The organism is Pseudomonas sp. Arb-4-2C, from assembly GCF_055755015.1.
The window spans coordinates 600,625-625,240 of the sequence record NZ_CM146899.1; the positions used below are offsets into that span (position 1 = coordinate 600,625).

At 59.8% G+C, this 24,616-nt stretch carries 29 protein-coding genes; 18 read left to right on the forward strand and 11 right to left on the reverse strand.

The genetic code is table 11. The features are described 5' to 3' along the window. Positions 1–215 precede the first annotated feature (215 nt). Genes AC0J41_RS02555 through AC0J41_RS02575 form a run of 5 tightly spaced genes read left to right on the forward strand, consistent with a single transcriptional unit; the run spans position 216 to position 3,985 of the window. On the forward strand, positions 216–623 hold the full coding sequence (locus tag AC0J41_RS02555; protein WP_103521624.1) for a FagA protein: 408 nt from the start codon (positions 216–218) through the stop codon (positions 621–623). Continuing rightward, complete coding sequence (locus AC0J41_RS02560) at positions 604–1,980, forward strand: class II fumarate hydratase (RefSeq protein ID WP_473014484.1); 1,377 nt, start codon at positions 604–606, stop codon at positions 1,978–1,980. Before AC0J41_RS02555 ends, AC0J41_RS02560 begins: the two co-directional genes overlap by 20 nt. Before the next feature lie 27 nt (positions 1,981–2,007). Continuing rightward, the gene (locus AC0J41_RS02565; RefSeq protein WP_025109464.1) at positions 2,008–2,448 is read left to right on the forward strand and encodes a hypothetical protein; all 441 of its coding nucleotides are present in this window, start codon (positions 2,008–2,010) and stop codon (positions 2,446–2,448) included. Position 2,449: 1 nt separating this feature from the next. Then, complete coding sequence (locus tag AC0J41_RS02570; protein WP_473014485.1) at positions 2,450–3,061, forward strand: superoxide dismutase; 612 nt, start codon at positions 2,450–2,452, stop codon at positions 3,059–3,061. Between the two features lie 30 nt (positions 3,062–3,091). Then, on the forward strand, positions 3,092–3,985 hold the full coding sequence (locus AC0J41_RS02575) for a ZIP family metal transporter (protein WP_473014486.1): 894 nt from the start codon (positions 3,092–3,094) through the stop codon (positions 3,983–3,985). Between the two features lie 38 nt (positions 3,986–4,023). On the opposite strand, the gene AC0J41_RS02580 is transcribed toward AC0J41_RS02575, so the two are convergent. The 10 genes from AC0J41_RS02580 to AC0J41_RS02625 all read right to left on the reverse strand — a co-directional run bounded on the left by AC0J41_RS02580 (position 4,024) and on the right by AC0J41_RS02625 (position 11,052). Beyond that, a complete protein-coding gene (locus AC0J41_RS02580; RefSeq protein WP_008085079.1) occupies positions 4,024–4,299 on the reverse strand; it encodes an HPr family phosphocarrier protein in 276 nt (91 codons plus the stop codon). A 15-nt stretch (positions 4,300–4,314) separates the two neighbouring features. Next, positions 4,315–5,172, reverse strand: coding sequence for an RNase adapter RapZ (gene rapZ, locus AC0J41_RS02585; protein ID WP_025109460.1), 858 nt, complete (start codon positions 5,170–5,172; stop codon positions 4,315–4,317). Positions 5,173–5,174: 2 nt separating this feature from the next. Next, positions 5,175–5,639, reverse strand: a complete 465-nt coding sequence (gene ptsN / locus AC0J41_RS02590; RefSeq protein ID WP_025109459.1) for a PTS IIA-like nitrogen regulatory protein PtsN — start codon at positions 5,637–5,639, stop codon at positions 5,175–5,177. Positions 5,640–5,651: 12 nt separating this feature from the next. Continuing rightward, positions 5,652–5,960 carry a ribosome hibernation-promoting factor, HPF/YfiA family gene (hpf, locus tag AC0J41_RS02595; RefSeq protein ID WP_025109458.1) on the reverse strand — a complete coding sequence of 103 codons (309 nt, stop codon included), beginning with the start codon at positions 5,958–5,960 and terminating at the stop codon, positions 5,652–5,654. Between the two features lie 73 nt (positions 5,961–6,033). Further along, positions 6,034–7,527: an RNA polymerase factor sigma-54 gene (locus AC0J41_RS02600; protein ID WP_025109457.1), complete on the reverse strand. Its 1,494-nt coding sequence runs from the start codon at positions 7,525–7,527 to the stop codon at positions 6,034–6,036. A 188-nt stretch (positions 7,528–7,715) separates the two neighbouring features. Next, positions 7,716–8,441, reverse strand: a complete 726-nt coding sequence (gene lptB, locus AC0J41_RS02605; RefSeq protein ID WP_007967211.1) for an LPS export ABC transporter ATP-binding protein — start codon at positions 8,439–8,441, stop codon at positions 7,716–7,718. After that, positions 8,441–8,986, reverse strand: a complete 546-nt coding sequence (gene lptA / locus AC0J41_RS02610) for a lipopolysaccharide transport periplasmic protein LptA (RefSeq protein WP_025109456.1) — start codon at positions 8,984–8,986, stop codon at positions 8,441–8,443. The genes lptB and lptA overlap by 1 nt, the downstream gene beginning before the upstream one ends. After that, the gene (gene lptC / locus AC0J41_RS02615; protein WP_102356078.1) at positions 8,973–9,545 is read right to left on the reverse strand and encodes an LPS export ABC transporter periplasmic protein LptC; all 573 of its coding nucleotides are present in this window, start codon (positions 9,543–9,545) and stop codon (positions 8,973–8,975) included. Before lptC ends, lptA begins: the two co-directional genes overlap by 14 nt. Before the next feature lie 8 nt (positions 9,546–9,553). After that, positions 9,554–10,078 carry a KdsC family phosphatase gene (locus AC0J41_RS02620; RefSeq protein WP_025109454.1) on the reverse strand — a complete coding sequence of 175 codons (525 nt, stop codon included), beginning with the start codon at positions 10,076–10,078 and terminating at the stop codon, positions 9,554–9,556. Beyond that, a complete protein-coding gene (locus AC0J41_RS02625; protein ID WP_473014487.1) occupies positions 10,078–11,052 on the reverse strand; it encodes a KpsF/GutQ family sugar-phosphate isomerase in 975 nt (324 codons plus the stop codon). The genes AC0J41_RS02620 and AC0J41_RS02625 overlap by 1 nt, the downstream gene beginning before the upstream one ends. Positions 11,053–11,327: 275 nt before the next feature. On the opposite strand from AC0J41_RS02625, the gene AC0J41_RS02630 reads away from it, so the two are divergent. The 10 genes from AC0J41_RS02630 to hisC all read left to right on the forward strand — a co-directional run bounded on the left by AC0J41_RS02630 (position 11,328) and on the right by hisC (position 19,278). Further along, positions 11,328–12,137 carry an ATP-binding cassette domain-containing protein gene (locus tag AC0J41_RS02630; protein WP_003221703.1) on the forward strand — a complete coding sequence of 270 codons (810 nt, stop codon included), beginning with the start codon at positions 11,328–11,330 and terminating at the stop codon, positions 12,135–12,137. Next, positions 12,137–12,934, forward strand: a complete 798-nt coding sequence (gene mlaE, locus AC0J41_RS02635) for a lipid asymmetry maintenance ABC transporter permease subunit MlaE (protein ID WP_473014488.1) — start codon at positions 12,137–12,139, stop codon at positions 12,932–12,934. The genes AC0J41_RS02630 and mlaE overlap by 1 nt, the downstream gene beginning before the upstream one ends. Beyond that, positions 12,934–13,401, forward strand: coding sequence for an outer membrane lipid asymmetry maintenance protein MlaD (gene mlaD / locus AC0J41_RS02640; RefSeq protein ID WP_007967220.1), 468 nt, complete (start codon positions 12,934–12,936; stop codon positions 13,399–13,401). The genes mlaE and mlaD overlap by 1 nt, the downstream gene beginning before the upstream one ends. A gap of 11 nt (positions 13,402–13,412) precedes the next feature. Then, a complete protein-coding gene (locus tag AC0J41_RS02645; protein WP_025109451.1) occupies positions 13,413–14,066 on the forward strand; it encodes an MlaC/ttg2D family ABC transporter substrate-binding protein in 654 nt (217 codons plus the stop codon). Further along, the gene (locus AC0J41_RS02650; RefSeq protein ID WP_025109450.1) at positions 14,063–14,368 is read left to right on the forward strand and encodes an STAS domain-containing protein; all 306 of its coding nucleotides are present in this window, start codon (positions 14,063–14,065) and stop codon (positions 14,366–14,368) included. The genes AC0J41_RS02645 and AC0J41_RS02650 overlap by 4 nt, the downstream gene beginning before the upstream one ends. A gap of 116 nt (positions 14,369–14,484) precedes the next feature. After that, the gene (locus AC0J41_RS02655) at positions 14,485–14,724 is read left to right on the forward strand and encodes a BolA family protein (RefSeq protein WP_008070578.1); all 240 of its coding nucleotides are present in this window, start codon (positions 14,485–14,487) and stop codon (positions 14,722–14,724) included. A gap of 22 nt (positions 14,725–14,746) precedes the next feature. After that, positions 14,747–16,012: a UDP-N-acetylglucosamine 1-carboxyvinyltransferase gene (murA, locus tag AC0J41_RS02660; RefSeq protein WP_025109449.1), complete on the forward strand. Its 1,266-nt coding sequence runs from the start codon at positions 14,747–14,749 to the stop codon at positions 16,010–16,012. 124 nt (positions 16,013–16,136) lie between these two features. Continuing rightward, on the forward strand, positions 16,137–16,772 hold the full coding sequence (hisG, locus tag AC0J41_RS02665; protein WP_003221711.1) for an ATP phosphoribosyltransferase: 636 nt from the start codon (positions 16,137–16,139) through the stop codon (positions 16,770–16,772). 125 nt (positions 16,773–16,897) lie between these two features. After that, the gene (gene hisD, locus AC0J41_RS02670) at positions 16,898–18,223 is read left to right on the forward strand and encodes a histidinol dehydrogenase (RefSeq protein WP_473014489.1); all 1,326 of its coding nucleotides are present in this window, start codon (positions 16,898–16,900) and stop codon (positions 18,221–18,223) included. Between the two features lie 2 nt (positions 18,224–18,225). After that, a complete protein-coding gene (gene hisC / locus AC0J41_RS02675; protein WP_473014490.1) occupies positions 18,226–19,278 on the forward strand; it encodes a histidinol-phosphate transaminase in 1,053 nt (350 codons plus the stop codon). A 115-nt stretch (positions 19,279–19,393) separates the two neighbouring features. Here the strand turns inward: hisC and algW are convergent, their stop codons facing one another. Further along, entirely contained in the window at positions 19,394–20,548 is a 1,155-nt protein-coding gene (algW, locus tag AC0J41_RS02680; RefSeq protein ID WP_473014491.1) for a Do family serine endopeptidase AlgW, read from the reverse strand. A gap of 103 nt (positions 20,549–20,651) precedes the next feature. Here algW and AC0J41_RS02685 point away from each other — a divergent pair, with 103 nt between their 5' ends. The 3 genes from AC0J41_RS02685 (at position 20,652) to cysN (ending at position 24,487) form a co-directional block, all read left to right on the forward strand. After that, positions 20,652–21,410, forward strand: coding sequence for a Nif3-like dinuclear metal center hexameric protein (locus tag AC0J41_RS02685; protein WP_473014492.1), 759 nt, complete (start codon positions 20,652–20,654; stop codon positions 21,408–21,410). Between the two features lie 251 nt (positions 21,411–21,661). Continuing rightward, a complete protein-coding gene (cysD, locus tag AC0J41_RS02690; protein ID WP_008085033.1) occupies positions 21,662–22,579 on the forward strand; it encodes a sulfate adenylyltransferase subunit CysD in 918 nt (305 codons plus the stop codon). Positions 22,580–22,588: 9 nt separating this feature from the next. Beyond that, positions 22,589–24,487 (forward strand): sulfate adenylyltransferase subunit CysN, encoded by a 1,899-nt coding sequence (cysN, locus tag AC0J41_RS02695; protein WP_473014493.1) that lies wholly within the window; start codon positions 22,589–22,591, stop codon positions 24,485–24,487. Positions 24,488–24,616 lie beyond the last annotated feature (129 nt).

A 24,616-nucleotide genomic window follows, 5' to 3' on the forward strand; every position in this document is an offset into this window, starting at 1 on the left:
CCTCGGATGGCGCGCCTTTTTTATTGGCCGCACACAAAACCATGTGGGAGCGAGCCTTCTCGCGAAAGCGATTTGACTGCCGACCGCAGGGGTACTGACACGACGCCTTCGCGGGCCGGCTCGCTCCCACAATGGACTCTTCGTAACTCGCCACGCTTGTTTTGGTTCTCATTATCATCTAATAATAAATCTCATCTGCGAACGAGTCCCGGATCATGAGTTCTGCCTTGCACGAGCAGCCGTACCTCGAAAGCTGGCGCTGGATGAGTCGCCAGATCCGTTGCGCGATGGATCCTGACGAGCCGCGCCTGATCGAACACTACCTGGCCGAAGGCCGTTATCTGGCCTGCTGTACGGCAACGTCTCCCTGGACCATCGCTGAAACCTCCTTCCGTTTGCTGCTCGACACGGCCACCGACATTGCGTTGCCGTGGCATTGGCGCAGCCTCTGTCTCGATCAAGCCTGGCGCCCGTTGCGTGAAATGGAGCGCCTGTCGCTGTGCAACTGCCGGCTCCAGCGTTGGCAGCGCTACACCTGGCAGCTCGCCACCTGCGAACTGCTTCCCTCGATTCCTCTTATTGAACTGGTGCAAGGATTTTCAGATGACCAAGACACGTATTGAGCGCGACAGCATGGGCGAACTGCAGGTGCCGGTGGACGCTCTCTACGGCGCGCAAACCCAGCGCGCAGTGGATAATTTCCCGATCAGCGGCAAGCCGATGCCAACCCAATTCATTCGCGCGTTGATCCTTGCCAAAGCCGCCGCTGCCCGGGCCAACGTCGAACTCAATCAGCTCAGCGCCGCTCAAGGCAAAGCCATCAGCGACGCGGCCCAGGGCCTGCTCGAAGGCGATTTCATGCAGCACTTCCCGGTGGACATCTTCCAGACCGGCTCCGGCACCAGCTCCAACATGAACGCCAACGAAGTGATCGCCACCCTCGCCAGCCGTCTGCTCGACGAGCCGGTGAATGCCAACGATCACGTCAACTGCGGCCAAAGCAGCAACGACATCATCCCGACCACCATCCACGTCAGCGCTGCCCTGGCTTTGCACGAGCAATTGCTGCCCGCGCTGCTGCACCTGGTGCAGGTGATCGAAAAGAAATCCGCGCAAGTGCATCACCACGTCAAAACCGGCCGTACGCACCTGATGGACGCGATGCCGGTGCGCATGAGCCAGGTGCTCAATGGCTGGGCGCAGCAACTCAAGGCCAACATCGGTCACTTGCAGGACTTGCTGCCAAGCCTGCAATCGCTGGCTCAGGGCGGCACAGCGGTCGGTACCGGAATCAACGCGCATCCTGAATTCGCCGCACGTTTCAGCCGCCAGTTGAACCAACTGACCAATGTGCAATTCACCCCGGGCAAGGATTTGTTCGCGCTGATCGGTTCGCAGGACACCGCTGTCGCCGTCTCCGGTCAGCTCAAGGCCACCGCCGTGTCGCTGATGAAAATCGCCAATGACCTGCGCTGGATGAACTCTGGCCCACTCGCCGGCCTCGGTGAAATCGAGCTTGAGGGTCTGCAACCGGGGTCGTCGATCATGCCGGGCAAGGTCAATCCGGTGATTCCGGAAGCCACCGCCATGGTCGCTGCGCAGGTTATCGGCAATGACTCGGTGATCACTATCGCCGGGCAGTCGGGCAACTTCGAGCTGAACGTGATGCTGCCGATCATCGCCCAGAACCTGCTGAGCAGCATCGAATTGCTGGCCAACTCCAGTCGTTTGCTCGGTGATAAAGCCATCGCCAGCTTCAAGGTCAACGAGTCGCGGCTCAAGGAAGCGTTGTCGCGCAACCCGATTCTGGTGACCGCGCTCAACCCGATCATCGGCTACCAGAAAGCCGCGGAAATCGCCAAGCAGGCCTACAAACAGGGGCGCCCGGTGATCGACGTCGCGCTGGAGCACACCGACCTGTCGCGCAATCAGCTGGAAGAGTTGCTCAATCCCGAGAAACTCACCGCCGGCGGCGTGTAATCACCGCAACTGCTTTGGAGGCTCACCATGGAGCACTGGAAACGCACGATCGAACGGGCCAATCGCTGCTTCATGCTGGGCGAGCTGATCGATGCCCGCGAGGCTTACCTGCAAGCCCTGGCCCTGGCGCAAGTGTTGTTCGAGCGCTGGGCCGATGCCGACGAAGCGGTGGCGGCCTGTGTCATCTCTCATCACAACCTGGCGGACCTGCACCTGCGCCTGAATCAGCCGGAGGAGAGCGCCGAGTATCTCTGCGCGATCCACCAACGGCTGTTGCAGACCATGCAGGACGAGCGCTTGCGCCCGGCCTTGCGTGAAGCGGCGTTGCGCCAGAGCAGCAAGACCTATGTCGAACTGCTGAATTTCATCAGCGAACACGGCGAATACCCGCGCACCCAGCGCCTGCTGCACCCGGATACCGGCAACGCACGCCGCGCGCCAGCCGCACATCATCATGGAGTCCACTGAAATGGCTTTTACCTTGCCCGCCTTGCCGTACGCCTATGACGCCCTGGAACCGCATATCGATGCGCAGACCATGGAGATCCACTACACCAAGCATCACCAGACTTACATCAATAACCTCAACGCCGCTGTAGAAGGCACTGAATACGCCGAGTGGCCGGTGGAAAAACTGGTCTCCAGCGTTCAGCAATTGCCGGAAAAACTCCGTGCAGCGGTGATCAATCAGGGCGGCGGTCACGCCAATCACTCGTTGTTCTGGGAAGTCATGGTGCCAAGCGGCGGCGGTAAGCCCGATGGCGCACTGGCCAAGGCCATCGATGAACAACTGGGTGGTCTGGACAGTTTCAAAGAGGCGTTCACCAAAGCCGCGCTGACCCGTTTCGGCAGTGGCTGGGCCTGGCTCAGCGTGACCCCGGAGAAAAAACTGATCGTGGAAAGCAGCGGCAACCAGGACAGCCCGTTGATGAACGGCAATACGCCGATTCTCGGTCTCGATGTCTGGGAACACGCCTACTACCTGCGTTACCAGAACCGTCGTCCGGAATACATCAATGCGTTCTACAACGTGATCAATTGGCCTGAAGTCGCTGCGCGCTACAAAGCCGCACTGGTTTAAGTCTTCTATAAAAACAATCCAAGGCTGGCTATGGGCACTGAAACACTGGCGATCGGAAGTGGGCGTATGTTTCGTTACGCGGTGGGGTCGCTCTTGCTGTTGGCGGGCATGACCTTGCTGGTCGCTCACGGACTGCAATGGCTGGATCTGGAACCGAGGCTTTCCCGGGCGTTGCAAGGCGGGGCGATCTGCGCACTCGGCACGGCGCTCGGTGCGGTGCCGGTACTGGTGATCCGGCGGATGCCGCAGATGCTCAGCGATACCCTGCTGGGGTTTGGCGCCGGGGTGATGCTGGCCGCGACGGCGTTTTCGCTGATCGTGCCGGGCATTGCCGCCGCGCAAAGCCTGGGCATGACCCCGTGGGGCGCCAGTGGTCTTATCTGCCTGGGCATCATGCTCGGTGCGTTCGGCCTTTACCTGGTGGATTTGCGGTTGTCCGGCGCTTCACCGGAAACGCTTGTTGGCTCCCTTGAACACCCGGTAATTCCACCGCGAATCTGGCTGTTCGTCTTCGCAATCATTGCTCACAACATTCCGGAGGGCATGGCGGTCGGTGTCTCCGCTGGTGGTGGCATGCCGGATGCCGACAGTCTGGCCATGGGCATTGCCTTGCAGGATGTGCCGGAAGGTCTGGTGATTGCGCTGGTGCTGGCCGGGGCGGGGATGTCACGGGTCAGGGCGTTTTTGATCGGCGCGGCATCGGGTCTGGTCGAACCGGTGTTTGCACTGCTGTGTGCGTGGCTGGTCAGTCTGGCAGAGCTGCTACTGCCGTTGGGACTGGCGCTGGCGGCGGGGGCGATGTTGCTGGTGGTGACTCATGAGGTGATCCCCGAGTCGCGACGCAATGGTCACGACAAGCTCGCCAGTCTTGGCTTGCTGATCGGTTTCTGTCTGATGATGGTGATGGATACGGCGCTGGGCTGAAGGATGAGAGAGGGAGCAGGCTCCCTCGACACACTGAATCAACCACCTTCGTCGAAGTAGTTGTTGATCAACGCCACCAGTGCATCCAGCGCTTCCTGCTCCTGATGGCCTTCAGTACTCAGATAGATTTTCGTGCCCTTGCCGGCGGCGAGCATCATCATCGCCATGATGCTTTTGCCATCCACCGTGGTTTCAGGGGTGCGACCCACTCTGATGGTGCAATCCGGGTACTGGCCCGCCACGCCAACGAACTTGGCCGACGCGCGGGCATGCAAGCCCAGTTTGTTGATGATTTCGATTTCCAGAGCAGGCATCGCGGTGTGAATCCTTTAAGTGAGGTCGCGGTGGCGAACCTGGACGTTCTTCAGGGTTTTCTGCAGGGCCTGACCCAGGCGTTCAGTCAGGTAAACGGAGCGGTGATGCCCGCCGGTGCAGCCAATGGCAATGGTGACGTAGGCGCGGTTACTCGCGGCGAAGCGCGGTAGCCATTTATTCAGATAGCCGTAGATGTCCTGAAACATCTCCTCGACTTCGGGCTGCGCCGCCAGGTAATCGGCGACCGGTGCATCGAGACCCGATTGCGCGCGAAGTTCCGGCTTCCAGTACGGGTTGGGCAGGCAGCGTACGTCGAACACCAGATCGGCATCCACCGGCATGCCGCGCTTGAAGCCGAACGACTCGACCAGAAAGGCCGTGCCCGGCTCCGGTTGGTTCAGCAGGCGCAGCTTGATGGTGTCGCGCAGCTGGTACAGATTCAGGTTGGTGGTGTTGACCTTGAGGTCGGCCAGGTCGGCAATCGGACCGAGCAGGGCGGTTTCGTCATTGATGGCTTCGGCCAGCGAGCGATTGGCAGTGCTCAGTGGGTGGCGCCGACGGGTTTCCGAGAAACGCTTGAGCAGGGTTTCCTCATCGGCATCCAGATAGAGCACATCGCACTGGATGTGGCGGCTGCGGACTTCTTCCAACAGCTCCGGGAAGCGCGACAGATGGCTCGGCAGGTTGCGGGCATCGATCGAGACGGCCACCAGCGGCTGGGCCAGTTCGGTGTGAATCAGGGCGCGCTCGGCCAATTCAGGCAACAGGCCGGCCGGCAGGTTGTCGATGCAGTAGTAGCCGTTGTCCTCAAGGACATCCAGGGCGGTACTTTTACCCGAGCCGGAGCGGCCGCTGACGATGATCAAACGCATGATTAGTGACCGTTCTGCTCGCTCAGGACGACCTGATACAAGGCTTCGTTACTCGGTGCGCTACGCAGTTTTTCGCGCACTTCCTTGCGATCGAGCATGCTGGCGATCTGGCGCAGTAATTCCAGGTGAGCATCGGTGGCTGCTTCCGGGACCAGCAGAACAAACAGCAGGTCAACCGGTGCGCCGTCGATTGCATCGAAATCGATGGGGGCATCAAGGTGCATCAATGCGCTGATAGGCGCTTCGCAGCCTTTGAGGCGACAGTGGGGAATGGCGATGCCGTTGCCGAAACCGGTGGAGCCGAGTTTCTCACGGGCGATCAGCGCTTCGAAGACGTCCTGCATCTCCAGATCCGGCACTTCGCGGGCGATCAGGTTGGCAATCTGTTCGAGGGCTTTCTTTTTACTGCCGCCCGGCACGTTCACCAGGGAACGGCCGGGGGTCAGGATACTTTCAAGTCGGATCATGGGTTGGGGGTGTTAACGACCTGTTGCGCCCTGAAGGAGGCTCTGGGTCTTTTCCTTATGCTTTTTGAGTTGGCGATCCAGCTTGTCGGTCAGTGAGTCGATCGCAGCGTACATGTCGGTATCTTCTGCGTTGGCGACCACTTCGCTGCCGGGAATATGCAAGGTGGCTTCGATTTTCTGCTTCAGCTTTTCGACGCACATCGTGACTTGCACGTTGGTGATCTTGTCGAAATGGCGCTCCAATCGTTCGAGTTTCTCGTTGATGTAGGTGCGCAGCGGTTCGGTCACTTCCAGTTGGTGTCCACTGATGTTGACTTGCATACAGCTTCTCCTTCGTTGCCAGTGCATAAAGCGGCAGGCTGAATAGCCTGCCACTGGAACGCTGTAACGTGGCTTACATCAACCGCTTGCGTTCGCTCGAAGGCGCGATCCCGAGGGATTCACGGTACTTGGCGACGGTGCGGCGAGCCACCTGAATGCCTTGTGCCTCCAGTAAACCAGCGATCTTGCTGTCACTCAACGGCTTTTTCTGATTTTCCGCTGCAACCAGTTTTTTGATGATCGCGCGGATCGCTGTAGACGAGCATTCGCCGCCTTCGGAGGTGCTGACGTGGCTGGAGAAAAAGTATTTCAGTTCATAAATACCGCGCGGGGTATGCATGAATTTCTGGGTGGTGACCCGGGAAATCGTCGATTCGTGCATGCCCACCGCCTCGGCGATGTCGTGCAGGACCAACGGCTTCATGGCTTCGTCGCCGTATTCCAGGAAGCCGCGCTGATGCTCGACGATCTGGGTGGCGACCTTCATCAGGGTTTCGTTGCGGCTTTGCAGGCTCTTGATGAACCAGCGCGCTTCCTGCAACTGATTGCGCATGAAGGTGTTGTCGGCGCTGGTGTCGGCACGGCGCACGAAGCCGGCGTACTGGGCGTTGACCCGCAGGCGTGGCACCGATTCCTGGTTCAGCTCGACCAGCCAGCGTTCGTTGTCCTTGCGCACGATGACATCGGGCACCACGTACTCGGCTTCGGTCGATTCGATTTGTGAACCCGGGCGTGGGTTGAGGCTCTGTACCAGTTCGATGACCTGGCGCAGTTCATCTTCCTTGAGCTTCATGCGCCGCATCAACTGGCTGTAGTCGCGACTGCCGAGCAGATCGATGTAATCGCTGACCAGACGCTTGGCTTCGTTCAGCCACGGGGTCTTGGCTGGTAGCTGGCGCAGTTGCAGCAGCAGGCATTCGCCGAGGTTGCGGGCGCCGATGCCGGCCGGTTCGAACTGCTGGATGCGGTGCAGCACGGCCTCGATCTCGTCCAGCTCGATGTCGAGCTCCGGATCAAAGGCGTCGAGAATTTCTTCAAGGGTTTCGTCGAGGTAGCCCTGATTATTGATGCAGTCGATCAGGGTCACGGCGATCAGGCGGTCGGTATCGGACATCGGCGCCAGGTTCAATTGCCACAGCAGATGGCTTTGCAGGCTTTCCCCGGCGGAAGTGCGGGTGGTGAAGTCCCACTCGTCATCATCGCTGCTGGGCAGGCTGCTGGCGCTGGTCTGGTAGACGTCTTCCCAGGCGGTGTCGACGGGCAATTCGTTAGGGATGCGCTCGTTCCATTCGCCATCTTCCAGGTTGTCCACCGTCGGTGCGGTTTCCTGATAGGAGGGTTCCTGAATCTCGGTGTTGGGCTTTTGTTCGGCGTTGTCGGCCAAAGGATCGGAGTTGTCGAAGTCGTCGCCTTCTTCCTGGCGTTCGAGCATCGGATTGGATTCCAGGGCCTCCTGGATTTCCTGTTGCAGGTCCAGGGTCGACAATTGGAGCAGGCGGATGGCCTGTTGCAGCTGCGGTGTCATCGTCAGCTGCTGGCCCATTCTCAAGACTAGCGATGGTTTCATGGCAGGGGCTTAACACCTTATTCGCCGGCGCGCATGCGCCATCCACTACAGGGCGCCGGAGCGCCAAACTTAAGCAAATTATATGCCTGAAACTGTCGTGTTTGCCTAGAGCGCTGTAACAATAAAAGCGTATAAAACTTCGCTTCAACGTTACAGCACTCGGACGGCTGGCCGAATGCGATTGCGCTTTAGAGGCGGAACTCGTGGCCCAGGTACACTTCCTTGACCAGATCGTTGGCCAGGATGGTCGCGGCGTCACCTTCGGCGATCAGTTGACCGTCGTTGACGATGTAGGCGGTTTCGCAGATATCCAGGGTCTCACGCACGTTGTGGTCGGTGATCAGTACACCGATGCCCTTGGCCTTGAGGTGGTGGATGATCTGCTTGATGTCGCCGACCGAGATCGGGTCGACACCGGCGAACGGTTCGTCGAGCAGGATGAATTTCGGTGCGGTGGCCAAGGCGCGGGCGATTTCCACCCGGCGGCGCTCACCACCGGACAGGCTCATGCCCAGGTTGTCGCGAATGTGGCTGATGTGGAATTCCTGCAGCAGGCTTTCCAGCTCCTTGCGACGACCGGCCTTGTCGAGTTCCGTGCGGGTCTCGAGGATGGCCATGATGTTGTCGGCCACCGACAGTTTGCGGAAGATCGACGCTTCTTGCGGCAGATAGCCGATACCGGCCTTGGCGCGGCCGTGCATTGGCTGGTGGCTGACGTCCAGATCATCGATCAGCACGCGGCCCTGATCGGCCTGCACCAGGCCGACGATCATGTAGAAGCAGGTGGTCTTGCCGGCGCCGTTCGGGCCGAGCAGGCCGACGATCTGGCCGCTGTCGATCGACAGGCTGACGTCACGCACGACCTGGCGGCTTTTATAGGCCTTGGCCAGGTGCTGAGCTTTCAGAGTTGCCATTACTGGGTCTTCTCGTCGGTTTTCTTCTTCGGCTGGATCACCATGTCGATGCGCGGACGCGTTTCGGTGACTTTATTGCCGGTAGCGCGACCGGCGCTGGCCAGTTTTCTCACCGTGTCGTAAACGATTTTCTCGCCTTGGGTGGTGTTGTTGTCCTTGTCGACAACCTTGGCCTTGTCGATCAGCACGACGCGGTTTTGCGCGGCGTGGTACTGGATCGTCACGCCCCAGCCCTGTACAGGCTTGGTATCGCCCTGGGTCTGCAGTTGCTCGAAGTAGGCAAGGTTGCCCACCGACGTCACGACGTCGATGTCACCGGTCGGGGTGCGGGTGATGGTCACCGTGTTGCCTTTAACGATCATCGAACCCTGGGTGATGATCACGTCACCTTTATAGGTGGCGATGCCATTCTTGTCGTCCAGTTGGGCGTCGTCGGCCTGAATGCGGATAGGTTGCTGCTGATCGTTCGGCAGAGCCCAGGCGCTCACGCTTCCCAGTGCTGCGCCCAGACTGAGCAAAATAGGGAGGGTTTTAACGAGCCTCATACTGTCCTCTTACGTTCGATTGCAGGTGTATCCTGCTTTCCTTCAAATACGCCTTCATTCCCACGCCAGTCGATACACCGCCAGCACCGTCGATTCTAACGGGTTGCTCGGTCTGCGCATATTGCTGCTGAGGGAACACCGTCATGCGTGTGCTGGTGATCAGGGTGTCGCGGTTCTTTTCATCGGTGCGCTTGATGCGTACCGAGTCGATCAGTTCTACCTGGGTGCCGTCAGGATTGACTTCGCCGCGCTCGCTGGTCACGTGCCACGGGAACTCGGTGCCACGGAACATGTTCAGGTCGGGTTTGGTGACCAGGGTCACGTCCGTCGCTTTCAGGTGCTCGGCCTTGTCGGACGTCATTTCGTACTGCAGCTTGCCGTCTGGAAGGTATTGCAGGGTATGCGTGTTGGTCGCGTACCAGTCGATGGCCGTGTCTTCGACCTTGACCGGGGGTTTGTCGAGGAAGCGTTCAGGGCTGATGTTCCAGTAGCCGACCGCTGCAAACATTGCAGCGATGCAGCCGAACAGCAGGAAGTTGCGAAATTTTTTGCTAAACATGTTTTGGCTCACAGGTACGCGGCATTGGCCGCATCGAGGCGGCCCTGGGCGCGCAGGATCAATTCGCAGAATTCGCGGGCGGCACCTTCGCCACCACGGGCCCGCGTGACGCCATGGGCGTGCTCGCGTACGAAATCGGCGGCATTGGCGACGGCCATGCCCAGGCCTACGCGGCGGATGACCGGCAGGTCTGGCAAGTCGTCACCGAGATAGGCGACCTGTTCATAGCTTAGGCCCAGTTGCTGCAGAAGACCGTCCAGAACCACCAATTTGTCTTCGCGCCCCTGAAACAGGTGCGGGATACCGAGGTTTTTCGCCCGGCGCTCAACCACCGGGGTCTTGCGGCCACTGATGATCGCGGTTTCGACACCGGCGTTCATCAGCATTTTGATGCCCTGGCCGTCGAGGGTGTTGAAGGTCTTGAATTCGCTGCCGTCTTCGAGGAAATACAGGCGCCCGTCAGTGAGCACACCGTCGACGTCGAACACCGCCAGTTTGATCGCTTTGCCGCGCTGCAGCAGGTCGGTTGTCATTACATCACTCCTGCACGCAGCAGATCGGAGAGGTTGAAGGCGCCGATCGGGCGATCTTCTTCGTCCACGACCACCAGGGCGTTGATTCGGTGGTCTTCCATGATTTTCAGGGCTTCGGCAGCGAGCATCTCGGGCCGTGAAGTCTTGCCGTGTGCGGTCATGACCTGGTCGATGGTGGCACTGCGGATGTCGATGCTGCGATCCAGCGTGCGACGCAAGTCGCCGTCGGTGAAGATCCCGGCCAGTTTGCCGTCGGCCTCAAGGATCACGGTCATGCCCAGACCCTTGCGGGTCATTTCCATGAGTGCGTCCTTGAGCAGGGTGCCGCGTTGCACCTGCGGCAGTTCCTGGCCTGCGTGCATGACGTTTTCCACTTTCAGCAACAGACGTCGGCCCAGCGCACCACCCGGGTGGGAAAACGCGAAATCTTCAGCGGTAAAGCCACGGGCTTCCAACAGTGCCACGGCCAGTGCGTCGCCCATGACCAGCGCGGCGGTTGTCGAGGAAGTCGGCGCCAGGTTCAGCGGACAGGCTTCGTGCTCGACATGCACGTTGAGGTTGACTTCGGCGGCCTTGGCCAGCGGCGACTGAGGATTGCCGGTCACGCTGATCAACTGGATACCCAGGCGTTTGATCAGTGGCAGCAGGGTGACGATTTCGTTGGTCGAACCGGAGTTGGACAAGGCCAGGATCACGTCGTCGCGGGTGATCATGCCCATGTCACCGTGGCTGGCTTCGGCCGGGTGGACGAAAAACGCCGGGGTGCCGGTGCTGGCCAGGGTCGCGGCAATCTTGTTGCCGACATGCCCGGACTTGCCCATGCCGACCACGACCACACGGCCTTTGCTGGCCAGAATCATCTCGCAAGCGCGTACGAAATCGGCGTCGATATGGGGCAACAAGCCTTGTACGGCTTCCACTTCGAGGCGGATGGTGCGTTGTGCCGATTGAATCAGGTCGCTGGATTGGCTCATGTCAGAAATCGTATAGCCCGATGAAAAGGCGGCGATTATAGCGGTTATGTTGAAAAGCCTCACGTAAGTTCGTCGTGCTTTGTCATTCCTCGTAACCAAAACACTTAAAAAGTGCCGTCAGGCCTGTCATATCGCTGAACGCGGACGGGCATGGGCCTTGGGCGCTTGGCGTTTGCAGTGATATAGTTCGCCGCCAGTTCGGCCCGCCCGCGAGGTATGTGCTTTCCAAGGAAAGCCAGGCGTCCGAGTGAGAGGCTGCATCGCAAGGAGTTTAGATGAGTGCCGATAACGCCTACGCGGTCGAGCTGAAGGGAGTCTCCTTCAAGCGCGGTGCGCGCAGCATTTTCAATAACGTCGATATTCGCATCCCGCGTGGCAAGGTCACCGGCATCATGGGGCCTTCCGGGTGTGGCAAGACTACCTTGCTGCGTTTGATGGGTGCGCAATTGCGTCCCTCCAGCGGGGAAGTCTGGGTCAACGGTCAGAACCTGCCGACGCTGTCGCGCAGTGATCTGTTCGATGCGCGAAAGCACATGGGCGTGCTGTTTCAGAGTGGCGCGCTGTTCACCGATCTCGATGTTTTCGAGAACGTCGCTTTCCCCCTGCGTGTTCATACCCAATTGCCGGATGAGATGATCCGCGACATCGTCCTGCTCAAATTGCAGGCGGTCGGTCTGCGCGGCGCGATCGAGCTGATGCCCGACGAGCTTTCGGGAGGCATGAAGCGTCGTGTCGCCCTGGCCCGTGCGATTGCACTCGACCCGCAGATCCTCATGTATGACGAACCGTTCGTCGGTCAGGATCCGATCGCCATGGGCGTACTGGTCCGCCTGATCCGTCTGCTCAACGATGCGCTGGGCATCACCAGTATCGTGGTCTCCCACGACCTGGCCGAAACCGCGAGCATCGCTGACTACATCTATGTAGTGGGTGATGGTCAGGTGCTGGGGCAGGGCACGCCGGACGAGTTGATGAATTCGGATGAGCCGCGTATCCGCCAGTTCATGACCGGCAACCCCGATGGCCCGGTGCCGTACCATTTTCCAGCGACGGATTACCGCGCAGATCTTCTGGGGAAGCGCTGATGCGCAGAATTTCATTAATAGAACGCGTACGCCGATTCGGCGAGACGGCGATCGACGCCGTTGCGGTGTTTGGCCGCGCGACCCTGTTCCTGTTTCACGCACTGCTCGGTCGCGGTGGCATCAGCGGCGGTTTCGGCCTGCTGGTCAAGCAACTGCACTCGGTCGGCGTGATGTCGCTGGTGATCATTGTCGTGTCCGGGGTTTTCATCGGCATGGTGCTGGCGCTGCAGGGCTTCAGTATTCTGTCGAGCTACGGTTCGGAGCAGGCGGTGGGGCAGATGGTGGCCCTGACGTTGCTGCGCGAGCTGGGGCCGGTGGTGACGGCGTTGCTGTTTGCCGGGCGTGCAGGTTCGGCGCTGACGGCCGAAATCGGCAACATGAAGTCCACCGAACAGCTTTCCAGCCTGGAAATGATCGGTGTCGATCCGCTCAAATACATTATTGCCCCGCGTCTGTGGGCCGGTTTCATTTCCCTGCCGGTGCTGGCGATGATTTTCAGCGTGGTGGGTATCTGGGGCGGTTCGTGGGTGGCTGTCGACTGGCTTGGAGTGTATGAAGGCTCCTACTGGGCGAACATGCAAAACAGCGTGAACTTCACCAGCGATGTGCTCAACGGCGTCATCAAAAGTATCGTTTTCGCCTTCGTCGTGACCTGGATCGCCGTATTCCAAGGCTATGACTGTGAGCCCACTTCCGAGGGTATCAGTCGTGCCACCACCAAGACCGTGGTATTCGCCTCGCTGGCAGTACTGGGCCTGGACTTTATTCTGACCGCTTTGATGTTTGGAGATTTCTGATGCAAAACCGCACCCTGGAAATCGGTGTCGGCCTGTTCCTGCTGGCAGGGATCCTGGCCTTGTTGCTGCTTGCTCTGCGGGTCAGTGGCCTGTCTCCGACTTCGACCACCGACACGTATAAACTGTATGCCTATTTCGACAATATCGCCGGTTTGACGGTCAGAGCCAAAGTGACCATGGCCGGTGTGACCATCGGCAAGGTCACGGCAATCGATCTGGATCGCGACAGCTTCACCGGTCGGGTGACCCTGCAAGTGGATAAAAAGGTCGACAACCTGCCGACTGACTCCACAGCGTCTATCCTGACCGCTGGCCTGTTGGGCGAGAAGTACATCGGTATCAGCGTAGGCGGGGAAGACACCCGCCTGAAGGATGGTGGAACCATCCACGACACGCAGTCGTCTCTGGTACTGGAAGACCTGATCGGTAAATTCCTGCTCAATACCGTTAGCAAAGACGCCAAATGAGGAGCTTTTGAATGATCTCTACCTTGCGACGTGGCCTGTTGGTGTTGCTCGCGGCAGTGCCGTTGCTGGCCAACGCTGCGCCCGGACAGTCGGCGCACGATCTGGTTCAGGACACCACGAACCGTATGCTGGCCGATCTGTCGGCCAACAAAGCGAAGTACAAGCAGGATCCGGCTGACTTCTATGCCGCGCTGAACACGATTGTCGGTCCGGTGGTCGATGCCGAAGGCATTTCCAAGAGCATCATGACGGTCAAGTATTCGCGCAAGGCGACGCCTGCGCAGATGCAGACCTTCCAGGAAAACTTCAAGAAAGGCCTGTTCCAGTTCTACGGCAACGCCTTGCTCGAGTACAACAACCAGGGCATCACGGTTGATCCAGCCAAGGACGAATCGGGCGATCGCACCAGCGTCGGCATGACCGTCAAAGGCAGCAACGGCGCGATCTACCCTGTGCAGTACACGCTGGAGAAGATCAATGGCGAGTGGAAACTGCGCAATGTGATCATCAACGGCATCAACATCGGCAAGCTGTTCCGTGATCAGTTCGCCGATGCGATGCAGCGCAATGGCAACGATCTGGACAAGACCATCAACGGTTGGGCCGGTGAAGTCGCCAAGGCCAAGGAAGAAACCGACAAAGCTGCCGCGAAGCCAGCGCAATGAATGAGGCGGCAGTTCGTATGAGTGATGTCGACGAGCTATTGCTCAGCGGAGTGCTGGACTACCGCACAGGTCCGGACCTGCGCAAGGAAGGCCAGGCGCTGATCAAGTCCAGCAAGGCTGCAGCGCTGGTGATCGATTGCTCGGCAGTCAAGAAGTCCAGCAGCGTCGGTTTGTCGTTGCTGCTGTGCTTCATGCGCGATGCCCAGGCGGCCGGCAAGGCCGTGAGCATCCGCGCGATGCCGGAAGACATGCGCGAAATCGCTCAGGTCAGTGAGCTGACCGAGTTGCTGGCGCACCCCTGAACCCGCATCGATAAAGAAGCCCCCCGTCAGAGTCCTGCCAATGCGGGGTTCGCAGGCGCGGGGCTTTTTTGTATGATGTCCGACCCGTGCGCACAGGGCGCCGATTGAGGTTGAGCATGCAGGCCGTAGAAGTGAAGAGCTTCCTTGAAGGGAAGCTGCCAGGAATTCAGGTAGAAGTTGAAGGCGAAGGCTGCAATTTCCAACTGAACGTGATTAGCGATGAACTGGCGGCGTTAAGCCCGGTCAAGCGTCAGCAGAGCATCTATGCCCATTTGAACCCTTGGATTGCTGATGGCAGCATCCACGCGGTCACTATGAAATTTTTCAGCAGCGCGGCCTGGGCCGAGCGCACCTGAGCCCTAGGGCGTCGAGATTCTTATGGATAAATTGATTATTACCGGTGGCGTTCGTCTTGATGGCGAAATCCGTATCTCCGGGGCGAAGAACTCCGCCCTGCCGATTCTGGCTGCCACTCTGCTGTGCGATGGCCCGGTGACCGTTGGCAACCTGCCGCACCTGCACGACATCACCACCATGATCGAGCTGTTCGGTCGCATGGGCATCGAGCCTGTGATCGACGAGAAGCTCAGCGTCGAAATCGACCCGCGCACCATCAAGACCCTGATCGCCCCGTACGAGCTGGTGAAAACCATGCGTGCGTCGATCCTGGTACTGGGCCCGATGGTTGCCCGTTTCGGTGAAGCCGAAGTCGCACTGCCTGGCGGTTGCGCCATCGGTTCGCGTCCGGTCGACCTGCACATCCGTGGCCTCGAAGCCATGGGCGCGGTCATTGACGTCGAAGGCGGCTACATCAAGGCCAAGGCGCCAGAAGGCGGCCTGCGCGGTGCACACTTCTTCTTCGATACCGTCAGCGTGACCGGTACCGAGAACATCATGATGGCGGCGGCCCTGGCCAAAGGCCGCAGCGTGCTGCAGAACGCTGCGCGTGAGCCTGAAGTGGTCGACCTGGCGAACTTCCTCAACGCCATGGGCGCCAAGGTATCCGGCGCTGGTACCGACACCATCACCATTGATGGCGTTGAGCGCCTGGGTTCGTGTTTCTACAAGGTCATGCCTGACCGTATCGAAACCGGTACTTACCTGGTGGCCGCTGCGGTCACGGGTGGTCGAGTGAAGGTCAAGGACACTGATCCGACCATTCTCGAAGCAGTTCTGGAAAAGCTCCGTGAGTCCGGCGCAGAAATCACCACCGGTGAAGACTGGATCGAGCTGAACATGCACGGCAAACGCCCGAAAGCAGTGAACGTGCGCACTGCGCCGTACCCGGCATTCCCGACTGACATGCAGGCCCAGTTCATCTCGCTCAACGCCATTGCCGAAGGCACCGGTGCAGTGATCGAGACGATCTTCGAAAACCGTTTCATGCACGTGTACGAGCTGCACCGCATGGGCGCGAAGATCCAGGTCGAAGGCAACACCGCCATCGTTACCGGTACTGAAGTCCTCAAGGGCGCGCCAGTAATGGCCACCGACCTGCGAGCTTCGGCCAGCCTGGTGATCTCGGCACTGGTTGCCGAAGGCGACACGCTGATCGACCGCATCTACCACATCGACCGTGGTTACGAGTGCATCGAAGAAAAACTGCAGATGCTGGGCGCCAAGATCCGTCGCGTTCCGGGCTAATCACTGCATTGGGACACAGGGACGTGTCCACTGAGATTATGAGTCGAGCCGGTTTCCGGCTCGATGTGTGTCTGGCGCCGATTGCGACCGGACATGAGTACCTTGATAAGGACTGACGTTTCCCATGTTGACCATCGCACTGTCCAAGGGCCGCATCCTTGACGACACCCTGCCGCTTCTCGCTGAAGCAGGCATCGTGCCGACCGAGAATCCGGACAAGAGCCGCAAGCTGATCATCCCTACCACTCAGGATGACGTACGTCTGTTGATCGTGCGTGCCACCGACGTGCCGACTTATGTCGAGCATGGCGCGGCCGACCTCGGCGTCGCCGGTAAAGACGTGCTGATGGAATACACCGGCCAGGGCCTGTACGAGCCACTGGATTTGCAGATTGCCCAGTGCAAGCTGATGACCGCCGGCAAGATCGGCGCTGCCGAGCCCAAGGGCCGTCTGCGTGTGGCGACCAAGTTCGTCAACGTGGCCAAGCGTTACTACGCCGAACAGGGCCGTCAGGTCGACATCATCAAGCTCTACGGCTCGATGGAGCTGGCGCCGCTGATTGGTCTGGCTGACAAGATCATCGACGTGGTCGACACCGGCAACACCCTGCGCGCCAACGGCCTGGAACCTCAGGAACTGATCGCCACGATCAGCTCGCGTCTGGTGGTCAATAAAGCTTCGATGAAAATGCAACACGCCCGAATCCAGGCGTTGATCGACACCCTGCGCAAGGCAGTGGAGTCTCGACACCGCGGCTGATGTACCTGCGCGACCTTGAGTCGCGCCCGTCTATCCGCCTCATAGCCAGAATCTCAGGTGCCCAAGCGGAAACGACTGCTAAGTTAGGGCGCCTGAGTTTTTGCCATTCCTATGAGGCTCTCGCTATGACCGCACCGACTGCAATTCGCCGACTCAACGCTGCTGACCCGGATTTCGCGCATCATCTGGATCATCTGCTGAGCTGGGAAAGTGTGTCTGACGACTCGGTCAATCAGCGGGTGCTGGACATCATCAAGGCTGTGCGCGAGCGCGGTGACGCGGCGCTGGTCGAGTTCACCCAGAAGTTCGATGGCCTCGAAGTCGCTTCGATGGCTGACCTGATCCTGCCGCGCGAGCGTCTGGAACTGGCCCTGACCCGCATCACCGTGGCGCAACGCGAAGCGCTGGAGACAGCCGCCGCCCGCGTGCGCAGCTACCACGAAAAACAGAAGCAGGATTCCTGGAGCTACACCGAGGCTGACGGCACTGTCCTCGGCCAGAAGGTCACGCCACTGGATCGCGCAGGCCTGTACGTACCCGGCGGTAAGGCGTCGTATCCGTCGTCGGTGTTGATGAATGCGATTCCGGCCAAGGTGGCGGGTGTGACCGAAGTGGTCATGGTTGTGCCGACTCCACGCGGTGAGATCAACGAACTGGTGCTGGCGGCCGCGTGCATCGCCGGCGTTGACCGGGTGTTCACCATCGGTGGCGCACAAGCGGTTGCCGCTCTGGCTTACGGCACCGAAAGCGTGCCGCAAGTCGATAAAGTGGTTGGCCCGGGCAACATCTATGTCGCCACCGCCAAGCGCCACGTGTTCGGTCAGGTCGGCATTGACATGATTGCAGGCCCCTCGGAAATCCTCGTGGTGTGCGACGGCCAGACCGATCCGGACTGGATCGCCATGGACCTGTTCTCCCAGGCCGAGCACGACGAAGACGCGCAGGCGATTCTGGTCAGCCCGGACGCCGAGTTCCTCGACAAGGTTGCGGCGAGCATCGACAAACTGCTGCCGACCATGGATCGCGCGACCATCATCGAAACCTCGATCAATGGCCGTGGTGCACTGATTCACGTGAAAGACATGGCGCAAGCCATTGAAGTCGCCAACCGCATCGCCCCGGAACACCTGGAGTTGTCGGTCGCTGACCCACAAGCCTGGCTGCCACAGATCCGCCACGCCGGCGCGATCTTCATGGGGCGTCATACCTCTGAGGCGCTGGGCGATTACTGCGCCGGCCCGAACCACGTGTTGCCGACGTCCGGCACCGCGCGTTTCTCCTCACCGCTGGGCGTGTATGACTTCCAGAAGCGTTCGTCGATCATCTTCTGCTCCGAAGCCGGTGCTTCCGAGCTGGGCAAGACCGCTTCGGTGCTGGCCCGTGGCGAATCGCTGAGCGCGCACGCACGCAGCGCCGAATACCGCATCAAAGACGAACAGAAGGGGAACTGAACATGAGTAAATTCTGGAGCCCGTTCGTCAAGGATCTGGTGCCTTACGTGCCGGGCGAACAACCGAAGCTGACCAAACTGGTCAAGCTCAACACCAACGAAAATCCGTATGGCCCTTCACCAAAGGCCTTGGCCGCGATGCAGGTCGAACTCAACGACAACCTGCGTTTGTACCCGGACCCGAACAGTGATCTGCTGAAAACGGCCGTCGCGAAATACTACGGCGTGCAAAACAATCAAGTGTTCCTCGGCAACGGTTCGGATGAAGTGCTGGCGCACATTTTCCACGGTCTGCTACAGCACGATCAGCCGCTGCTGTTCCCGGACATCAGCTACAGCTTCTACCCGGTGTACTGCGGTCTGTACGGCATCCAGTTCGATGCCGTGCCGCTGGATGCACAGTTCCAGATCAACCCGGCGGATTACGCCAAACCCAACGGCGGGATCATTTTCCCGAATCCGAATGCACCGACCGGTTGTCTGTTGGCGCTGGAGGCAGTCGAGCAGATCCTCAAGGCCAGCCCGGATTCGGTAGTGGTGGTGGATGAGGCGTACATCGACTTTGGCGGCGAAACGGCGATCAGCCTGGTGGACCGCTACCCGAACCTGCTGGTGACCCAGACCCTGTCCAAGTCGCGCTCGCTGGCCGGCCTGCGCGTTGGTCTGGCGGTAGGGCATCCGGATCTGATCGAAGCGCTGGAGCGGATCAAGAACAGCTTCAACTCGTACCCGCTGGATCGTCTGGCGATCGTCGGCGCTGCCGCTGCATTCGAAGATCGCGAGTACTTCGACAAGACCTGCCGTCTGGTCATCGAGAGTCGCGACTGGGTGATTGCGCAGTTGCAGGCCAAAGGTTTTGAAGTGCTGCCTTCGGCGGCGAACTTCATCTTTGCCCGGCATCCGCAGCATGATGCGGCGGGGCTGGCGGCCAAGCTGCGTGAGCAGGGCGTGATCGTGCGCCACTTCAAGCAGGCGCGGATTGCGCAGTTCCTGCGGATTTCGATCGGTACGCCGGAGCAGAATCAGGCATTGATCTACGGCCTCGGCGACCTCTGAAGCACGGCTGAACCTGTGGGAGCGAGCCTGCTCGCGAAAGCGCTTTCTCATTCAACATCCATGTTGAACGTCGAGGCCTCTTCGCGAGCAGGCTCGCTCCCACACTGCTTTGTGCTTACTCTTCTTCTTTCACTGGCGCCGGAGGCGGGCGCAGACCGATTTCAGCGGTCAGCTTCAGCTCTTTGCCGTTGCGCATCACCTGAATGGTCACCTTGTCGGTCGGTTTGATCCGCGCCACCTGGTTCATCGACCGACGACCATCGCCCGCCGGCTCGCCGTCGATGCTCAGAATCACGTCACCCAACTGCAGGCCGGCCTTCTGCGCCGGGCCATCGCGGAAGATCCCCGCCACGACAATCCCCGGACGCCCGGACAAGCCAAACGATTCGGCCAGTTCCTGGGTCAGCGGTTGTACTTCAATGCCGAGCCAGCCACGAATCACCTGGCCGTGTTCGATGATCGACTTCATCACTTCCATCGCCAGTTTCACCGGGATCGCGAAACCGATGCCCTGCGAGCCGCCGGACTTGGAGAAGATTGCGGTGTTGATGCCGGTGAGGTTGCCGTTGGCATCGACCAGCGCGCCGCCGGAGTTGCCCGGGTTGATCGCCGCGTCGGTCTGGATGAAGTCTTCGTAGTTGTTCAGGCCCAACTGGTTACGCCCGGTGGCGCTGATGATGCCCATGGTCACGGTCTGGCCGACACCGAACGGGTTACCGATGGCCAGTGCGACGTCGCCGATGCGAATGTTGTCGGAGCGGCCGACGGTGATGGCCGGGAGGTTTTTCAGGTCGATCTTCAGGACCGCGAGGTCGGTTTCCGGATCGCTGCCGATCACTCGTGCGAGGGTTTCGCGACCATCCTTGAGCGCGACAACGATCTGATCGGCGCCTGTGGTCACGTGGTTGTTGGTCAGGATGTAGCCTTCCGGGCTCATGATCACACCGGATCCGAGGCTCGATTCCATGCGTTTCTGCTTCGGCGAGTTGTCACCGAAGAAGCGCCGGAACTGCGGATCTTCAAACAACGGGTGCGCCGGTTTGGCAATCACCTTCGTGGTGTAGAGGTTGACCACCGACGGTGCGGCGATGACCACGGCGTCCGCATAGGACACGGGCCCCTGTTGCACGCTGGTGGTTTGTGGGGCCTGTTGCAGGTTGACGTCGAGGCTCGGGAGCCCGACCAACTGCGGGTAACGCTGAATAATCAACAGAGCGATAAGCACGCCGGCCAACAGCGGCCAGCCGAAAAAACGCAGCGCCTTGAGCATTAAGCACGTCCTGGAAAAGTTGCAGGCGGGGTCAGACCGCCCATAATGTCGCGCATTATACGAGGCCGCGCGCGCCTCTGAACGGGATTTTCAGGAGTCTTTCATGGCCGTCGCCCTCAGCACCCTGGTCGAAGAAGCCGACCGTTACCTTGGCAGTGCAAAAATTGCCGATTATTGCCCCAACGGTTTGCAGGTCGAAGGTCGTCCGCAGGTGATGCGCATCGTCAGCGGTGTGACTGCCAGCCAGGCCTTGCTCGACGCCGCGGTGGACGCCGAGGCCGATCTGATCCTGGTGCATCACGGCTATTTCTGGAAAGGCGAGAACCCATGCATCACCGGCATGAAGCAGCGTCGCTTGAAGACGCTGCTCAAGCACGACATCAGTCTGCTCGCCTATCACCTGCCGCTGGATCTGCACCCGGAGGTCGGCAACAACGTGCAACTGGCACGTCAGTTGGACATTACCGTCGAAGGGCCGCTGGACCCGGACAACCTCAAGATTGTCGGACTGGTCGGTTCGTTGAGCGAGCCCATGACCCCGCGTGACTTCGCCCGCAAGGTGAAAGACGCCATGGGCCGTGAGCCACTGCTGGTCGAAGGCAGCGCGATGATTCGTCGGGTCGGCTGGTGCACTGGAGGCGGCCAGGGCTACATCGATCAGGGCGTGGCGGCGGGTGTCGATCTGTTCCTCAGCGGAGAAGCTTCCGAACAGACCTTCCACAGCGCCCGGGAAAACGACATCAGCTTCATCGCCGCCGGCCACCACGCCACCGAACGCTACGGCGTGCAGGCGTTGGGTGACTATCTGGCGAAGCGCTTCGCTCTTGAGCACATTTTCATCGATTGCCCGAATCCGATCTGAAAAGCACCCCTTTTCCCTGTAGGAGTGAGCCTGCTCGCGATGACCATTTCAGCTTCAGTGCAGAAGTGACTGACGGTCCGCTATCGCGAGCAGGCTCACTCCTACAGAGACCTCATCGGCCGAACTGGCAGGCATATTCATATGCCCTTTCGTTCTAGCTTGCGCCCTGATTAGAAGAAGGACGCTGTGCTAGGATTCCCCGCTCGAACACGGCCCGCTGGCCGTTCATAAGAAAGCTTTCGTGAGTAGCCATGGTCGACAAACTGACGCATCTGAAACAGCTGGAGGCGGAAAGCATCCACATCATCCGCGAGGTGGCCGCCGAGTTCGACAACCCGGTGATGCTGTACTCCATCGGTAAAGACTCCGCCGTGATGCTGCACCTGGCACGCAAGGCGTTCTTCCCGGGCAAACTGCCGTTTCCGGTGATGCACGTCGACACCCGCTGGAAATTCCAGGAGATGTACAAGTTCCGCGACAAGATGGTCGAAGAACTGGGCCTGGACCTGATCACTCACATCAACCCGGACGGCGTGGCGCAGAACATCAACCCGTTCACCCACGGCAGCGCCAAGCACACCGACATCATGAAGACCGAAGGCCTGAAGCAGGCACTCGACAAGCATGGTTTCGACGCAGCCTTTGGCGGCGCCCGTCGCGATGAAGAGAAATCCCGCGCGAAAGAGCGCGTGTACTCGTTCCGCGACAGCAAGCACCGCTGGGACCCGAAGAACCAGCGCCCTGAGCTGTGGAACGTCTACAACGGCAAGGTCAACAAGGGCGAATCCATTCGTGTGTTCCCTTTGTCGAACTGGACCGAGCTGGACATCTGGCAGTACATCTACCTCGAAGGCATCCCGATTGTGCCGCTGTACTTCGCCGCCGAGCGTGAAGTGATCGAGAAGAACGGCACGCTGATCATGATTGACGACGAGCGCATCCTCGAGCACCTGTCCGACGAGGACAAAGCCCGCATCGTCAAAAAGAAAGTGCGTTTCCGTACCCTTGGCTGCTACCCGTTGACGGGCGCGGTGGAGTCCGAAGCCGAGACGCTGACGGACATCATTCAGGAAATGCTCCTGACGCGAACTTCCGAGCGCCAGGGCCGGGTCATCGACCACGATGGCGCTGGCTCCATGGAAGACAAAAAACGTCAAGGCTATTTCTAAGGGGTTGTCATGTCGCACGTATCTGATTTGATCAGCGAGGACATCCTCGCCTACCTGGGCCAGCACGAACGTAAAGAGCTGCTGCGCTTTTTGACCTGCGGTAACGTCGATGACGGCAAGAGCACCCTGATCGGGCGCCTGCTGCACGACTCCAAGATGATCTACGAAGATCACCTGGAAGCCATCACCCGCGATTCGAAGAAAGTCGGCACCACCGGTGACGACATCGACCTGGCGTTGCTGGTCGACGGTCTGCAGGCCGAGCGTGAGCAGGGCATCACCATCGATGTCGCCTACCGCTACTTCTCCACCGCCAAGCGCAAATTCATCATCGCCGACACCCCTGGCCATGAGCAGTACACCCGCAACATGGCCACCGGTGCATCCACCTGTGACCTGGCGATCATCCTGGTCGACGCCCGCTACGGCGTGCAGACTCAGACCCGTCGCCACAGCTTCATCGCCTCGTTGCTCGGCATCAAGCACATCGTTGTCGCCATCAACAAGATGGACCTCAAGGACTTCGACGAAGGCGTGTTCGAGTCGATCAAGGCCGACTACCTGAAGTTCGCCGAAGGCTTGAAGATGAAGCCGACCAGCATGCACTTCGTGCCGATGTCGGCGCTGAAGGGCGACAACGTGGTGAACAAATCCGAGCGCTCGCCTTGGTACAAAGGTCAGTCGCTGATGGAAATTCTCGAGACCGTGGAAGTGGCGGGCGACCGCAACTTCACCGATCTGCGTTTCCCGGTGCAGTACGTCAACCGTCCTAACCTGAATTTCCGCGGTTTCGCCGGCACCCTCGCCAGCGGCATCGTCAAGAAGGGCGACGAAGTGGTTGTTCTGCCGTCGGGCAAGAGCAGCCGCGTGAAATCCATCGTCACCTTCGAAGGCGAGCTGGAGCACGCCGGTCCTGGTCAAGCGGTGACGCTGACCATGGAAGACGAAATCGACATCTCCCGGGGCGACCTGCTGGTGCATGCCGACAACGTGCCGCCGGTCACCGACAGCTTCGAAGCGATGCTGGTGTGGATGGCTGAAGAACCGATGCTGCCGGGCAAGAAATACGACATCAAGCGCGCCACCAGTTACGTGCCGGGCTCCATCGCCAGCATCGTCAACAAGGTCAACGTGAATACGTTGGAAGAAGGTCCTGCGAGCGCACTGCAGCTCAACGAAATCGGCAAGGTGAAGATCGCGCTCGACGCACCGATCGCCCTCGACGGTTACGACAGCAACCGCACCACCGGCGCGTTCATCATCATCGACCGCTTGACCAACGGCACCGTCGGCGCCGGCATGATCGTCGCTCAGCCTGTGAGCCACGGTACTGCCACGCACCACGGCAAGCTGGCCCATGTGGCTACCGAAGAACGTGCACAGCGTTTCGGTCAGCAACCGGCGACCGTGCTGTTCAGCGGCCTGTCAGGCGCGGGCAAGAGCACGCTGGCCTACGCCGTCGAGCGCAAGTTGTTCGACATGGGCCGTGCGGTGTTTGTGCTCGACGGGCAGAACCTGCGTCACGACCTGAACAAAGGTCTGCCACAGGATCGTGCCGGCCGTACCGAGAACTGGCGTCGTGCCGCGCACGTGGCGCGTCAGTTCAACGAAGCCGGTCTGCTGACCCTGGCCGCGTTCGTCGCGCCGAGTGCTGAAGGTCGTGAACAGGCCAAGGACCTGATCGGCAAGGATCGTCTGCTGACCGTCTACGTGCAGGCTTCGCCTGCTGTGTGTGCCGAGCGTGATCCGCAAGGGCTGTATGCTGCCGGTGGCGATAACATTCCGGGCGAATCCTTCCCGTATGACGTGCCGCTGAATGCTGATCTGGTGATCGACACCCAGTCGCTGTCGCTGGAAGAAAGCGTCAAGCAAGTGCTGGATCTGCTGCGCAAGCGTGGCGCGATCTAAGCGTTAGCTGAAAACAAAAAGCCCGCCGATGAGCAATCATCGGCGGGCTTTTTGTTTCGGGCCAACCTGGTCAAAACTGTGGGAGCGGGCTTGCTCGCGAAGGCGGTGTGTCATTCAGCATCGTTGCCG

Excerpts from the sequence above, each read along its gene's own strand:
- AC0J41_RS02555 (WP_103521624.1), top strand. The coding sequence starts at position 216 with ATGAGTTCTGCCTTGCACGAGCAGCCGTACCTCGAAAGCTGGCGCTGG.
- AC0J41_RS02560 (WP_473014484.1), top strand. The coding sequence starts at position 604 with ATGACCAAGACACGTATTGAGCGCGACAGCATGGGCGAACTGCAGGTG.
- AC0J41_RS02565 (WP_025109464.1), top strand. The coding sequence starts at position 2,008 with ATGGAGCACTGGAAACGCACGATCGAACGGGCCAATCGCTGCTTCATG.
- AC0J41_RS02570 (WP_473014485.1), top strand. The coding sequence starts at position 2,450 with ATGGCTTTTACCTTGCCCGCCTTGCCGTACGCCTATGACGCCCTGGAA.
- AC0J41_RS02575 (WP_473014486.1), top strand. The coding sequence starts at position 3,092 with ATGGGCACTGAAACACTGGCGATCGGAAGTGGGCGTATGTTTCGTTAC.
- AC0J41_RS02580 (WP_008085079.1), bottom strand. The coding sequence starts at position 4,299 with ATGCCTGCTCTGGAAATCGAAATCATCAACAAACTGGGCTTGCATGCC.
- rapZ (WP_025109460.1), bottom strand. The coding sequence starts at position 5,172 with ATGCGTTTGATCATCGTCAGCGGCCGCTCCGGCTCGGGTAAAAGTACC.
- ptsN (WP_025109459.1), bottom strand. The coding sequence starts at position 5,639 with ATGATCCGACTTGAAAGTATCCTGACCCCCGGCCGTTCCCTGGTGAAC.
- hpf (WP_025109458.1), bottom strand. The coding sequence starts at position 5,960 with ATGCAAGTCAACATCAGTGGACACCAACTGGAAGTGACCGAACCGCTG.
- AC0J41_RS02600 (WP_025109457.1), bottom strand. The coding sequence starts at position 7,527 with ATGAAACCATCGCTAGTCTTGAGAATGGGCCAGCAGCTGACGATGACA.
- lptB (WP_007967211.1), bottom strand. The coding sequence starts at position 8,441 with ATGGCAACTCTGAAAGCTCAGCACCTGGCCAAGGCCTATAAAAGCCGC.
- lptA (WP_025109456.1), bottom strand. The coding sequence starts at position 8,986 with ATGAGGCTCGTTAAAACCCTCCCTATTTTGCTCAGTCTGGGCGCAGCA.
- lptC (WP_102356078.1), bottom strand. The coding sequence starts at position 9,545 with ATGTTTAGCAAAAAATTTCGCAACTTCCTGCTGTTCGGCTGCATCGCT.
- AC0J41_RS02620 (WP_025109454.1), bottom strand. The coding sequence starts at position 10,078 with ATGACAACCGACCTGCTGCAGCGCGGCAAAGCGATCAAACTGGCGGTG.
- AC0J41_RS02625 (WP_473014487.1), bottom strand. The coding sequence starts at position 11,052 with ATGAGCCAATCCAGCGACCTGATTCAATCGGCACAACGCACCATCCGC.
- AC0J41_RS02630 (WP_003221703.1), top strand. The coding sequence starts at position 11,328 with ATGAGTGCCGATAACGCCTACGCGGTCGAGCTGAAGGGAGTCTCCTTC.
- mlaE (WP_473014488.1), top strand. The coding sequence starts at position 12,137 with ATGCGCAGAATTTCATTAATAGAACGCGTACGCCGATTCGGCGAGACG.
- mlaD (WP_007967220.1), top strand. The coding sequence starts at position 12,934 with ATGCAAAACCGCACCCTGGAAATCGGTGTCGGCCTGTTCCTGCTGGCA.
- AC0J41_RS02645 (WP_025109451.1), top strand. The coding sequence starts at position 13,413 with ATGATCTCTACCTTGCGACGTGGCCTGTTGGTGTTGCTCGCGGCAGTG.
- AC0J41_RS02650 (WP_025109450.1), top strand. The coding sequence starts at position 14,063 with ATGAATGAGGCGGCAGTTCGTATGAGTGATGTCGACGAGCTATTGCTC.
- AC0J41_RS02655 (WP_008070578.1), top strand. The coding sequence starts at position 14,485 with ATGCAGGCCGTAGAAGTGAAGAGCTTCCTTGAAGGGAAGCTGCCAGGA.
- murA (WP_025109449.1), top strand. The coding sequence starts at position 14,747 with ATGGATAAATTGATTATTACCGGTGGCGTTCGTCTTGATGGCGAAATC.
- hisG (WP_003221711.1), top strand. The coding sequence starts at position 16,137 with ATGTTGACCATCGCACTGTCCAAGGGCCGCATCCTTGACGACACCCTG.
- hisD (WP_473014489.1), top strand. The coding sequence starts at position 16,898 with ATGACCGCACCGACTGCAATTCGCCGACTCAACGCTGCTGACCCGGAT.
- hisC (WP_473014490.1), top strand. The coding sequence starts at position 18,226 with ATGAGTAAATTCTGGAGCCCGTTCGTCAAGGATCTGGTGCCTTACGTG.
- algW (WP_473014491.1), bottom strand. The coding sequence starts at position 20,548 with ATGCTCAAGGCGCTGCGTTTTTTCGGCTGGCCGCTGTTGGCCGGCGTG.
- AC0J41_RS02685 (WP_473014492.1), top strand. The coding sequence starts at position 20,652 with ATGGCCGTCGCCCTCAGCACCCTGGTCGAAGAAGCCGACCGTTACCTT.
- cysD (WP_008085033.1), top strand. The coding sequence starts at position 21,662 with ATGGTCGACAAACTGACGCATCTGAAACAGCTGGAGGCGGAAAGCATC.
- cysN (WP_473014493.1), top strand. The coding sequence starts at position 22,589 with ATGTCGCACGTATCTGATTTGATCAGCGAGGACATCCTCGCCTACCTG.